The sequence below is a fragment of the uncultured Eubacterium sp. genome (genome assembly GCF_934295145.1).
In the GTDB taxonomy this organism is placed as follows: domain Bacteria; phylum Bacillota; class Clostridia; order Lachnospirales; family Lachnospiraceae; genus Eubacterium_I.
In genome coordinates this window covers 1-13206 of the sequence record NZ_CAKRAS010000067.1, presented here as the reverse complement: position 1 = coordinate 13206, position 13206 = coordinate 1, and the positions used below count along the sequence as shown (strand labels likewise).

13 protein-coding genes are annotated in these 13206 nt (G+C 44.7%); 11 read left to right on the top strand and 2 right to left on the bottom strand.

The window, feature by feature from the left end; translation table 11 throughout:
• The 5 genes from Q0I54_RS11595 to Q0I54_RS11575 all read left to right on the top strand — a co-directional run.
• A partial coding sequence (locus Q0I54_RS11595; protein ID WP_296118813.1) for a DMT family transporter occupies positions 1–615 on the top strand: 615 nt, incomplete at its 5' end.
• A 20-nt stretch (positions 616–635) separates the two neighbouring features.
• Positions 636–1595 carry a PhzF family phenazine biosynthesis protein gene (locus Q0I54_RS11590; protein ID WP_296118812.1) on the top strand — a complete coding sequence of 320 codons (960 nt, stop codon included), beginning with the start codon at positions 636–638 and terminating at the stop codon, positions 1593–1595.
• 166 nt (positions 1596–1761) lie between these two features.
• Positions 1762–3453, top strand: a complete 1692-nt coding sequence (locus Q0I54_RS11585; protein WP_296118811.1) for a S8 family peptidase — start codon at positions 1762–1764, stop codon at positions 3451–3453.
• Between the two features lie 298 nt (positions 3454–3751).
• Positions 3752–5014, top strand: coding sequence for a LarC family nickel insertion protein (locus Q0I54_RS11580; protein ID WP_296118810.1), 1263 nt, complete (start codon positions 3752–3754; stop codon positions 5012–5014).
• Positions 5011–5469, top strand: coding sequence for a signal peptidase II (locus Q0I54_RS11575; protein WP_296118809.1), 459 nt, complete (start codon positions 5011–5013; stop codon positions 5467–5469). The genes Q0I54_RS11580 and Q0I54_RS11575 overlap by 4 nt, the downstream gene beginning before the upstream one ends.
• Positions 5470–5562: 93 nt before the next feature.
• Here Q0I54_RS11575 and Q0I54_RS11570 read toward each other — a convergent pair whose 3' ends face one another.
• Complete coding sequence (locus Q0I54_RS11570) at positions 5563–6069, bottom strand: DUF5721 family protein (RefSeq protein ID WP_296118807.1); 507 nt, start codon at positions 6067–6069, stop codon at positions 5563–5565.
• Between the two features lie 135 nt (positions 6070–6204).
• Here Q0I54_RS11570 and Q0I54_RS11565 point away from each other — a divergent pair, with 135 nt between their 5' ends.
• The 6 genes from Q0I54_RS11565 to Q0I54_RS11540 all read left to right on the top strand — a co-directional run bounded on the left by Q0I54_RS11565 (position 6205) and on the right by Q0I54_RS11540 (position 12673).
• A complete protein-coding gene (locus Q0I54_RS11565; protein WP_296118805.1) occupies positions 6205–7374 on the top strand; it encodes a transglutaminase domain-containing protein in 1170 nt (389 codons plus the stop codon).
• A gap of 122 nt (positions 7375–7496) precedes the next feature.
• Positions 7497–8606 carry a sulfotransferase gene (locus tag Q0I54_RS11560; RefSeq protein ID WP_296118804.1) on the top strand — a complete coding sequence of 370 codons (1110 nt, stop codon included), beginning with the start codon at positions 7497–7499 and terminating at the stop codon, positions 8604–8606.
• A gap of 101 nt (positions 8607–8707) precedes the next feature.
• Entirely contained in the window at positions 8708–9031 is a 324-nt protein-coding gene (locus Q0I54_RS11555) for a phasin family protein (protein WP_296118803.1), read from the top strand.
• Between the two features lie 26 nt (positions 9032–9057).
• Positions 9058–10659 (top strand): ABC1 kinase family protein, encoded by a 1602-nt coding sequence (locus Q0I54_RS11550; protein ID WP_367270845.1) that lies wholly within the window; start codon positions 9058–9060, stop codon positions 10657–10659.
• A gap of 19 nt (positions 10660–10678) precedes the next feature.
• The gene (locus Q0I54_RS11545; RefSeq protein ID WP_296118802.1) at positions 10679–11293 is read left to right on the top strand and encodes an ECF transporter S component; all 615 of its coding nucleotides are present in this window, start codon (positions 10679–10681) and stop codon (positions 11291–11293) included.
• A gap of 96 nt (positions 11294–11389) precedes the next feature.
• Entirely contained in the window at positions 11390–12673 is a 1284-nt protein-coding gene (locus Q0I54_RS11540; protein WP_296118801.1) for an O-acetylhomoserine aminocarboxypropyltransferase/cysteine synthase family protein, read from the top strand.
• 292 nt (positions 12674–12965) lie between these two features.
• Here the strand turns inward: Q0I54_RS11540 and Q0I54_RS11535 are convergent.
• The coding region (locus Q0I54_RS11535) for a hypothetical protein (protein WP_296118800.1) at positions 12966–13206 on the bottom strand (241 nt) is incomplete at its 5' end.

The following is a 13206-nucleotide window of genomic DNA, read 5'->3' as shown; positions in this document are numbered from 1 at the left end:
TCGTTTATTATAGCATCTTATATTATTATACTTCCGATCGTGTATCTTATTATAAGAAGAAAGAAACCGACAGGCAGTGATGTACTTGCATCTGTAATTTGTATGGTTGGAATATGTCTCCTCCTGGCAAATGGGCTGGATTCCTTTAATAAAGGTGATCTGCTCAGTGCAGGATGCGCACTTTCCTATGCTGTACATATTGTATACTCATCGAAATTCAGTAAACAGTATGATGGTTGGCTGTTGAATCTTACACAGATGGGAACTGTGGCAGTGCTTGCCTGGGTTGCAACACTGATCAGCGGAGACTTCAGGAAAATCGGCACTATCGCACTGCCATTTGGAGCATTTTTCTTCCTGGCAGTTTTCTGCTCAATTGTTCCTTATTTTCTGTGTTTATACGGCATGAAGCGGGTATCCACGACAACGAGTGGTATTTTGTTATCCTTTGAAAGTGTATTTGCTACATTGCTGGCAGTACTTATGCTTGGGGATCCGTTATACTGGCAGTTGGTTGTCGGAGGTTCAGTGATCATAGCCTCATCTATTATATCTGAATTCTTTGCCAACAGGGGAGCAAAAAAGAAGGCAGAGAGTTCAGGCACAAAGAACTGAAAGGGAAGTTTCAAAAAACCATGAAAGTAAACGTAGTCAATGGATTTTCAGATCAGCCGGAAGGTGGGAATCCGGCAGGAGTTGTATATCTGAGTGAAGAGAATGCTTCAGGAAAAATGTTTCCGTTGCACGAATCTGCCGATGCGAAACGTGAGATTCTGGCGGATACTCAGATGCAGCAGATTGCGTCTAAGCTTCATTTTTCTGAAACCGCATTTATCACTCGGTTGAATGACAGAAGTTTTGCCATTCGCTATTTTACCCCGGCAGCAGAAGTTCCGTTGTGTGGTCATGCAACAATTGCATCTTTTTCTTATTTATATCAGAAAGGTGTGATTGAGGATGGTGTGTATGAACTTGTTACAAGGGAAGCACATCTGTCGGTAGAAGTTTCAGAAGGAATCATCTGGATGGAGATGGATCAGCCGGAAATGGATCAGGTTCTGGATCAGCAGATGACAGAACGGATCTGTAAGGCTTATGAGCTGGACACGGATGCACTGGATGAAGAGATGAAAGTCCGTATCGTGAAATCTGGTTTGAGAGATATTCATGTGTGTGTCAGAAGCAGGGATGCTTTAATGAAGGCAGTACAGCATGAAGAAGAAGTTCGCAGAATTTCAGAGGAACTGGATGTGGTAGGGGTACATATGTCCTGTCTGAATCTGCGGAACAAAACAGAATATTTAAACTGTTGTGATACAGAGAAAAATGAAATTACCGCATATTGCAGTAATTATGCACCGTTGTATGATATTCCTGAGGAATGTGCCACGGGAACATCCAATGGAGGATTGACATATTATCTGTATCAGATGGGTAGGATTAAAATAAATCAGATCAACTGTTTCCTTCAGGGAGAGCACATGAACCGTCCATCCAGGGTCTACACGAAAGTGAAGATACAGGAACAGAAGCCGTCTGTGTGGGTCGGGGGCTGTGGTGTGATCTGTCAGGAAGGAATTGAACTGAAGAATTAAAAATCAAATAAAAGTTAATCAAATTTGAAAAGAACGTACCGGGAAAAACTAATTTTTCCCTGGTACGTTCTTTTTTTGATAGAGAAAATTGTTCTATCTGAATCACACTTTCCTGTATTAAAAACATATGATGATAGTAACAAATCAAAAGGAGCGCAGCAGAAGTTTGGACAAGGAACTTTGCAAAGAAGCGGTCTATTCTAATGATTATTATGATCTGATTCTGGATTATATTGGAGGCTACCCATTGGGAGATCCGGAATGCATCATACAGGTAGATGATACGTATGATATCGGCTATTACAGCAGGCGGCGGTCGCCGGAGCTGAACCTGCAGGATTATCCGTATCTGACGATTCCACATTGCTTGACGCCGATGGATATGACCGCATTGGAAGTCAGCGGGATTCTGCGTCTGCAAAATCCGACAGCGTTTGATCTGCAAGGACAGGGTGTTCTGATTGGGTTTGTTGATACGGGCATTACGTATGAGCATGCGACGTTTCGAAACCAGGATGGGAGTACGAGAATTCTTGGCATCTGGGATCAGACCAGGCAGGATGGAATACCGCCAGATGGTATGGTATATGGGACCTTTTACAGTGAGGATGAGATCAATGCTGCACTGCAGTCAGAACACCCGCAGGAAATTGTGCCCTTGCGGGACGAAAACGGACATGGCACATTTCTGGCCGGGGTGGCCTGTGGCAGTATGGATGCCGGAGCAGAGTTTTCCGGGGCGGCACCTCTGGCAAATATTGCGGTGGTAAAATGCAAGCAGGCAAAGCAGTATCTGCGGGAGTATTATTTTATCCCTGAGGGTGCGGAATGTTACCAGGAAAATGATCTGATGATGGGATTGGCCTGGCTGAACCGGTTTGCCTATGAGCAGCGGCTGCCGCTTGTATTGTGTATCGGAATGGGTGGAAGCCTCGGAAGTCATGCAGGGGAAGAACCATTGTCTGTCCTGTGCGATGAACTTGGAAGACGGAGACAGCGGGCCGTGGTGGTGGCGGCCGGAAATGAGGCCAATCAGAGGCACCATGAGCAGCGCAGAGGTCTTTCGGTGGGAAAAACAGAAAGCATGGAAGTTTCTGTTGGAGAACAAGTCCGGGGATTTTGGTTGGAAGTGTGGACGATGGTGCCGGAAATCTATCGGATCTCCGTGCTGTCGCCTACCGGAGAACGGCTTCCGAATATGGTGGTGCGCCCGGGAAACCGGCAGGAATATACATTTTTATTTGAACAGACGAAATTGACAGTGGAGTATGCCATTGTGGGAACGAGAAACAGCATGCAGCTGATCGCACTGCGATTTGAGACTCCACTTGCTGGAATCTGGACGGTGGAAATACAACCGGAGTTGGTACTGAGTGGAAACATTTTCTGCTGGCTGCCATTGACGGCATTCTTAAGTGGCGAAGTGTTTTTTTTACGTTCCAGTCCGGATACAACGATCACAATGCCTGGGATGTCAAGGGTGGCGGTCACAACCGGAGCTTACAATTCTGTGGGCGGAAGTGTTTATCCAGATTCCGGACGGGGATTTTCAAGTTTGGATCAGGTAAAACCGGATATCATCGCACCGGGGGTGAATGTGACGGGGCCGGTGCTGCGTGACCGATATGAAGTACGCAGTGGAACAAGTGTCAGCGCAGCATTGATGGCGGGCGCCTGTGCACAGATTTTTCAGTGGGGAATTGTGGAAAATAATATGATGTATTTGAATACGGTGGATCTGAAAAATTTACTGATCCGAGGAGCGGGGCGGGATGCGGAACGAAATTATCCGAGTCCGGTGTATGGATATGGGACGCTGAATGTGTATGATGCGTTATTAAGATTGAGGGGGAGTTAAAAAAGGCAGCCAAATCCGAACGGCTGCCTTTTAAGGAGAAGGTATTTTTTACTATGGGGGTAGCAAAAAACTTATAATGTATTGGGGGTTTTTACAGTTATTATAATAGCAAAAGTATGTACATAAGTGTTCACAATGATTTAAAAAAATTTTGCAAAAAATTATGCACTTTTTATATGACCAAAAGGTAATCATAGTGTTTTACTTGGTTATTGTGCATCCAGCACAGAAAAATATGGTTTTTTTTGTGATTTTATTTTATACTGTGGGTAAAGAAAAAGAACCGAGGTCAATGAAAATGAGACAAAAGATATTTGTGGAATGTTACGAAGGTCTAAATGCGCAGATGCTGACCGAAGCATTGCTGCAGCTGCTTCCGGAACAGTCAAAAATAAAGGAAACAGTGAAACGGCTGCTGAGTGTACGCTGCTCCGATGAGACCAAACAGGCGATGTTGAAAAATCTGCAGGATCGGATCGGAGATTTTTCACTTCCTGCAGGTGCAGAGCAGCTGTTTGCCAGAGCTTATGCAATCTGGCTGAACGCAAAAACTGCTGTACAGAAAAAAGATGCCGGCGAACTGAAATTTTCCGGGAAAGATTTTGATGGTGTTATGGCGATGATGACAGCGGCAATCTGTATGGATCAACTGCAGATTGAGGAAGTAATCTGTTCGGAAATTTACGAGGGGTTCGGGCAGATTTATACGGAGCGGGGCATTATGCCGGTGCCTCTTCCGGAAACATTATACACATTGATGAATGCAGGAATTCCATTGCAGATGATGGAGCGGGAAGGCGCATGGGTGACACCGGACGGAGCGGCAATCCTTGCAGCAAGCCGGACAACGGATCATCTTCCGGAAAACTATCACATTATAAAACAGGGGGTGGGAAATGGAATTGCTTCCAATGGAGAGGCAGCGCGACTGCGTGTCATGCTTTTTGAGGCAGAAGGGGAAACTGTGACAGCAGAAGAGGAAGAGGCACATGAGAGTCGCCTTTTTCATAAAATCGGAAAGAAAAATACTTCGGGAAAAGAGAAACAACCGGTGGGAGCAGAAAAAACAGCCGGACAGGAGCATACCCAGAAGGTCAGTCAGGGCGATATGATCTGTAAAATGGAATGCAATCTGGATGATTGTAGTGGGGAAGTGCTTGGTTATACCATGGAACGTTTAATGCAGGAAGGTGCTCTGGATGTATGTTATCTGCCGATTTATATGAAAAAGAACCGGCCGGCGTATATGCTGACGGTGCTGTGCAGACCGACAGATCAGCAGAAGATGGAAAAGATCATCTTTGGTGAGACAACGACCATCGGAATCCGCCGACAGTTGATGGAGCGAACGGTTTTGCAACGAAAGATCGAACAGAAAAAAAGTTCTTTCGGGGAAGTAGCCGTGAAACGAATGATACGGGAAGCCGGGGAGACGGTAACGCTGGAATACGAGACCGTGGCCGCTATTGCGCGGAAAACTGGTCTGCCATTCAGAGAAGTATATCGCTGTATAGAACGGGAACTTTTTGGCAAGAATAAAAAAGGAGAAGAGACAGTATGATTTACGTAATGCTCATTGGTGCGATTTGTTTGGCGGAAGCTGTGATCCGCCGCCACATCAATAAAAATTTTACAGCCACAGAGCGAAAATCCATTGGAAAAGGACATATCACGCTGCGCAAATATCACAATGTCGGCATGGCAAATGACACGTTGGAAAAACGTCCGGCGCTCGTGAAAGGCATTGGCATTGGTGTGGTCAGCCTGATTGCGGTGACATTTCTGCTTGCCATGACGTTAAAAGGGAAAAAGGCACTGAAAGCAGGACTAGCACTGATCCTTGGCGGTGGACTAGCAAATCTGCTAGAGCGGTTTTTTCATGGATATGTAACAGATTATGTACAGTTTCAGATTCCAATTCCATTTCTGAGAAAGTTTATTTATAATATTGCAGATCTGTGCATTTTCGTTGGAACGGCGGTGCTGTTTTTTCGGGAATTACTGCATGTAGATTAAGGCTGAGTTTTCCGGATAAGGATAGAAAACTATATGGATGAGAGAAGGAATATTATCCTAAAGAAATATTTATCAAATAAAAAAAGCCGGTCGTTAATCGACCGGCTCTGCTATAATCCCATGCTGGCGCAGAAAGACCGAAACAAGGCGGTCCCATTCCTGCTCCAGTGATTTGTCCAGAGAAAACAGGCGGTAGGAAATCCCTGTGGTGCAGATCAGCGCATCATTTTTATAAGTGAAGTGCAGATACATGCCGCTGATATCCTCCGTGGAAAATGCTGTCCCGGAACGGGAAAGTGTTTTCTCCTGATTTTCCGGTGACAGTAAAAATACAAATTTAAAAAATAATGGTTTCTTTTTGCCTTGCATCAGCTTCAGGCAATTCGGGCGCAGCAGGGAAAATGGAAGATAGGATAGTCCCTCTAAATGCAGGGTTTCCCGTTCTTCTGGCTCGTAATAATCCGGGTGGAAACTACCATCGATATTGTAGGTAGCAGCCTGTGTGATCACTGCTTCCTGAAGCAGAAAATGGTCACACATTCCATCCTTTAAAAGTTTGTTGATAAAAGTGCCGATCTCGGTTATTTTCAGTGCAATCATGCAGAATCTCCTGTTCACAAAAACGTGTGATTGTGTTATGATATGTATTTAAATCTGGTTATATAAGTTGTATTATAAAAGTGAAAATGAAAAAATGCAATGAAAATCTATGTTAGAAAGAACGGGGAAGTTTGAGTGAAAAAAAGAAAGAAAAAACGTGTCGGCAAGTGGTTGTTACTTTTTCTGGCTGGCTGTCTGGGCTTTGGACTAATGGGCTGTGGGACAGCGGGCAGTGATGTGGCGGATCGGATGGAAGATATGGTTACCGGAAATCATCCGTTGGAAGTGAAATCTGTTTCGCAGGATAAATATGCGTATAACACATTGGATGATGCGACCAAGGTTGTCTATGATGAGATTTTATACACGATCGTACACCAGAAGAAGGAAGCGCAGATTGCCACAACAGATATCAATCAGATGGAGCTTGCCTATCTGGCGGTTCGTTACGATTACTGCAATCTGTTCTGGTTAGAGCAGTTTTCTTACATTACCTATAACCGGGATGATGAGATCACGGCCATTGTGATCACGCCGGAATACAGCATGACAAAAGAGGAGCAGAAGGAAACGCAGGAAAAGATCGATGGGGAAGCGGACCGTATGCTGGCGGATGCTCCAAAGGATGGAAGTGATTACGACAAAGCGTTGTATGTGTTTAAAAAGCTGATTGATGAAGTGGATTATGTGGAAGATTCCGAGGATAATCAGAATATCATCAGTGTATTTTTAAATCATGAAACCATCTGTCAGGGGTATGCATATGCGACACAGTATCTGTTGGAAAAACTGGGAATTTCCTGCACGACAGTGATCGGAAATGTCACGGACGGGCCGCATGCGTGGAATCTGGCAAAGCTGGATGGTTCCTATTATTATATTGATACGACCTGGGGCAATTCACAGTATTTTTCCCGGCAATCGGATCAGAAAACTACAACCGTTTCCAAATATGTGGATTACAACTATTTTGGGGCAACGACTGCGGATATTATGCAGTCCCATACACCGGACAGTCGGATCGCGCTTCCGGAATGTACGGACACCGCGGACAATTATTATGTACACGAAAACCGCTATATCACGGAATGGAACCCGGATGTGATCGGAGATATTTTCTGCCAGGCGTACGAACAGAAAGAAGATATGGTGCAGCTGAAATTTGCAAGCGTGGATCTGTATGAACAGGCCATGCAGTATTTTGTGGAAGAATATGGCATTGCGTCATACTGTCCGGGACTCAGCCAGTTCCATTATATGGAAGATATCGAGGGATGCGTGTTATTTATCGCTTTTGACGATTAGCTGGTATTTCATATGTAAAATCATGTTGAGTGTTGCAAGTGAGAAACGCAGAACATATATGAAATGAGAACAGATGCTATTGTGGATAAAAATTATACATTGATAAAGGAAGTGTAGAGTACATGGGAAAAAAACTGAATCTGTCGCATAATCTGATGGGATGCAGACTGGACAACTGGATCAAACTGAAGCGAAGCAATCCGATCACGGAGGAAAATAAGGGTCAGGTGAGACTGATCACAGCAGTTTCTTCTGTACTTGCGATTCCGGCTTTTCTGGAGTGGCTGGTTTATTACGTGCCGATCAAGCGGACGAAGATCAAGAAAGATCCGGTTTATATCGTCGGTTACTGGCGTTCCGGAACGACTTTTTTACAGAATCTGCTGACGAGAGATCCACAGTTTGGATGGTTTGATCCGGTTCGTACCGTGACATTCAGCAACTGCATTTTCATGAAAGGTATCATGGCAAAGGCCCAAAAAAAACTGTTGCAGGGAGCCCGCCCGATGGACAATCTGGAATATACTCTGGATCTGCCGATGGAGGAAGTGTTTGCCCAGGCGACGATCTCCACACAGGCCATCAGCCACATGCTGGTGTTCCCGGATGGTGGCAAAGGTGTCAAATATATCGAAACTGCCTTTATCGATGAGCAGGATGAAAAGCGGCAACAGGAGTGGCGCAAAGCGTATGACTACATTTTGAAAAAAGTAACGTATCTGTACGGAGGCAAACAGCTACTGTTAAAGAGCCCGGAAAATACATGCAGGATCGGGGCTCTGAAAAAATGTTACCCAGGTGCGAAATTCATTAATATTTACCGCAATCCGTATACGGTAGTGATGTCCACCATCAATATGTTTACCAAGGAGATGGGGCTGTTTTGCCTGAATGAGCCGGCCTCCCATCAGGTGATCGAGGACGTGACCATCGATCTGTTTGAACGGATTTACAAAAAGGCATTCCGGGAGCTGGATGCCATGCCACCGGAAGATCACATTGATATCAGATACGAGGACTTCTGCAAGGATCCGGAAGGCTATGTGAAACAGATGTATGATCATCTTGGAATTGATGGATTTGAGAAGGCAAAGCCTTATTTTGATGCTTATCTTGAAAGCCAGAAAAATTATAAGAAGAACAAATTTGAACTGACGCCGGAGCTTCGGGACAAAATCAATGCGAAACTCGGATTTTATTTTGAACGCTACGGTTATGAAATGCAGAAATAATGTGTTTTACAGATAGAAAACATGCATTTTCAGGTGCAAAATACAGATAAGTGGTGTATACTCACTATATAAAAAGGATTTCAGGAAAGGAGAATTTCATTATGGAAAAAATTAGTGACAGCATGAAAAAAATCTTATTGGCAGGTATTGGTGCAGCAGCTACAACTGCAGAGAAATCCAAAGAAATTCTGGACGATCTGGTGAAAAAAGGCGAACTGACTGTTGAGCAGGGAAAAGTTCTGAATGAGGAACTGAAACACAATGTAAAACAGACTTTCAAAAAGGATGAGGAGCAGGATCCTGCTGATGTATTAAAAGGAATGACTCCGGAGCAGATCGCAGCATTAAAAGATGCGATTGCAAAGATGGAGACAGAGGAAGCAGAAGCACCGGCAGAGGCTGAGGCAGAAGCAACTGAGGAGTAAATAACAAAAGCTCTTTGGAGCATTGATTGAAATGGAAATTTATGAGTGAGAAAGAATCAAACGGAACCCGTTTACGGGAAATAATTTCAGTCATACACAAACATCAAATTGCCAGGGGCGTGACGCCGGAAAAATTACGTCTGATCCTGGAAGATCTTGGCCCAACTTATATTAAGCTGGGCCAGATTATGTCCATGCGATCAGATATTTTTCCTAAAAAAATCTGTGATGAATTCATGCGTCTGCGTTCGGAAGTGACACCGATGCCTTTCAAGGAAGTGCGAGAAGTCATTGAGCATTCCTACGGTACTGAACTGGAGGAAGTATTTGCGGAATTTGAGGAGACGCCAATTGGTTCCGCATCCATCGCACAGGTGCATAAGGCAAAGCTGAAAAGCGGCGAGACAGTAGTCGTGAAAGTGCAGCGCCAGGGCATTTATGAGACCATGTCCCGGGATATCGCTTTTTTACATCGTGCCGTGAAGCTGATGCCTCCGATCAATATGGCAGGCCTTGTGGATATGAACGAGGTGCTGGATGAAATGTGGGTGGTGGCTCAGGAAGAGATGAACTTTCTGGCGGAAGCGGCCAACATGGAAGAGTTTGCGAGACTGAACAAAGATGTGGCATTCGTGACCAGTCCGATGCTGTATCGGGAATATACCACCACGCAGGTGCTTGTTATGGAGTATATTAACGGAATCGGTGTGGATGAAAAAGAAAAACTGCTGGCCGCCGGTTATGATCTGGATGAGATCGGAACCAAAATGGCGGACAATTATGTAAAACAGATCATGGAAGACGGTTTTTTCCATGCAGATCCTCATCCGGGAAACATGCGTATCCGGGACGGCAAGATCGTGTGGATCGACATGGGAATGATGGGACGGTTTTCCCAGCGTGACCAGGCGCTTCTGACCAAGGTCATCAAAGGCGTGGCAACCCATGATGTCAGCCTGATCGTGGAGGCTGTGTTATCTTTGGGTGATTTTCATAATAAGCCGGATCAGAAACTTCTGTATTCGGATATAGGTGACTGGCTGGCAAAATACGGTTCTGCAAATTTCGGCGGCCTGAATATGGGAACGCTGATGCAGGATCTGATTGACATTATGAAAGAAAACAGGGTATCTATGCCCCACAGTCTGACTATGCTGGTGCGTGGCCTGACGACAATTGAAGGTGTCATTGCAGAGATTGCACCGGATATCAATGTGGTGCAGGTGGCCACTCTGCGTATGTCAGAAAATAAATTTTCTGCTGCCAATCTGAAGGATGAACTTCATCTGGGTGGAAAAGAACTCTGGCAGGCGTTACAGAAAGGCATCAAGATACCATCTTATATTTCAGATCTGCTGCGCAGTTATATGCAGGGACAGACCAGTATCAATTTGGATCTGCACGCGACAGAAGATCTGACGGTGATGCTGAATGCACTGGTGCGGCGGCTGGTCATGGGCTTTCTGATCATGGCGCTGCTGATCAGTTCCAGTATTATCTGCACCACTGATATGAAACCGAAACTGCTGGGGATTCCGGCACTGGGAGCGATAGGCTATTTCCTGGCTATTATTTTTACAGCGTCTGTGTTTATCAGCCATTTTCGGTCAAAAAAGAAAAAAAGATAGAGAAAGAGATTTATAAGTTATGGAAACAAAAGTAAAACAACCGGTAAAATCAAATATATCAAAAATGGCAATTATTGGTGTCTTGTCCGCAATTGCATATATTTTGATGTTTATGGAATTCAGTGTTCCGCTGATGCCGGTATTTATCAAAATGGATCTGTCAGATTTTCCGGCACTGATCGGTAGTCTGGCAGTCGGCCCGGTAGGAGGTGTCATCATTGCACTGATCAAAAATCTTCTGCATCTTACCGTGACATCCACCGGTGGTGTCGGAGAGCTTTCAAATTTTATTCTGAATGCAGTGTTTGTTCTGCCGGCAGGTTTTTTATACAAACGAAAAAAGAGTAAAAAGAGTGCATGTGGAGGCGCTATTCTCGGCGCTGTTCTGATGGCAGTGTTCAGCGTAGTATCCAATTATTTTGTAGTTTATCCGGTATATTATAATTTTATGCCGGAAGATACAATCCTGGCAGCATATCAGGCAATTTTCCCGGGGGTAAAAAGTATCCTGCAGAGTCTGATCATATTTAATATGCCGTTTACATTTATTAAGGCGATGATTAGTGTGGTAATCACGTTTTTGATATATAATCATCTTGTGCCGATTCTGACAATGAATAAGAGAAGTGAATAGGGTTGACATAAAACTGTAACAATATATAAAATGTATTTATGAAAACGTTTTCTTCTGGCATAAATGTCAGGAGATTGGAAAAAAGGAGAAGAAAAAATGAGTGACTACAGATTAGATACGAAATGTGTACAGGGAGGCTATCGTCCGGGAAATGGAGAACCGAGACAGATTCCAATTGTCCAGTCTACAACTTTCCGTTATGAGACAAGCGAAGCTATGGGACGATTATTTGATCTTGAGGATTCCGGATATTTTTATACCCGCCTGCAAAATCCGACCAATGATATGGTTGCAGCAAAAATTGCTGAGATGGAAGGCGGTACAGCAGCAATGCTGACATCTTCCGGTCAGGCTGCAAACTTTTTTGCATTATTTAATGTGTGTGAATGTGGAAGCCACATTGTGGCATCTTCCGCCATTTATGGTGGTACCTTCAACTTGATTGAAGTAACCATGAGAAAAATGGGAATCACCGCGACATTCGTGGCACCTGACTGCACGGAAGAAGAGTTAAATGCTGCATTTCAGGAAAACACAAGAGCCGTATTTGGTGAAACCATTGCAAATCCGGCATTGACGGTTCTGGATATCGAAAAGTTTGCCAAAGCAGCACATGCGCACGGTGTACCGCTGATCGTGGACAATACCTTCCCAACACCGGTGAACTGCCGTCCGTTTGAGTGGGGCGCAGATATCGTAACCCATTCTACCACAAAATATATGGATGGTCATGGAGCAGCAGTTGGCGGAGCAATCGTTGATTCCGGAAACTTTGACTGGATGGCGCATGCCGATAAATTTCCGGGACTTTGCACACCGGATGACTCTTACCATGGAATTACATACGCAGAGAAATTCGGTCAGGGCGGCGCTTTTATCACAAAATGTACCGCACAGTTAATGCGTGATCTGGGAAGTATTCAGTCACCGCAGCATGCATTTTATCTCAACCTTGGTCTGGAATCCCTGCATGTACGTATGCCACGTCATGTTGAAAATGGACAGGCTGTGGCAGAATTTCTGGCAAATCATCCGAAGGTGGTGAAAGTAACTTACAGTGGACTTCCGGGTGACAAATATTATGAACTGGCGCAGAAATATCTGCCGAAGGGCGGCTGTGGTGTTGTATCCTTTGAACTGGAAGGAGGTCGTGCAGCAGCAGAGACCTTTATGAAACATCTGAAACTGGCCGCGATTGAGACACATGTGGCAGATGCAAGAACCTGTTGCTTAAATCCGGCAACTTCCACACATCGTCAGATGACAGATGAACAATTGGAGGCAGCTGGCATTCCGGCAGGACTGGTACGTATGTCCTGTGGCCTCGAAGACAAAGAAGACCTTATTGCGGATCTGGCACAGGCGCTGGAGGCAATTTAAGTCTTGTTTAGGGTGGTTTGGAACAAGCAGAAACGAACTCCAACAAGAACCTGAAAAATTTTCTGTGACCACTGCGTCACTTATTTCCGACCGCTCCCGCGAACTCGCCCGCAAAACCGGCGTGCTCAGACACACTCCCGCGGTCGGGATAGACGCAGCGGTCACAACGAAAATTTTACAATGGTTCTTTCGTTGGAGTTCGTTTCTGCTTTGTTCCATTTACACCGTGGCACCGCGTACCACGCATGCATATAAGCTAATGGCAAAATAACTGTTATGCTGCATGCGCAGATTAACATATTAAAAAATAAATTGGTTTATGAGAATGGCAACGTACGCTACCCTTGACAGAATAAAAAAGGAACGGCTTTCCCTTTGTTACCGACGGCGAAGAACTCAAGAACATGTAGATTTTCTCCGTCGCTGGCAATAGTGTAGCCGTTCTTTTTTTCTCTTTCAAGGGTGGCGTAAATAGCCAAATTTCTTCGTTTTTCTCATTTTTCTTAGCGTAAATCTGCGCATGCAACAAAGCG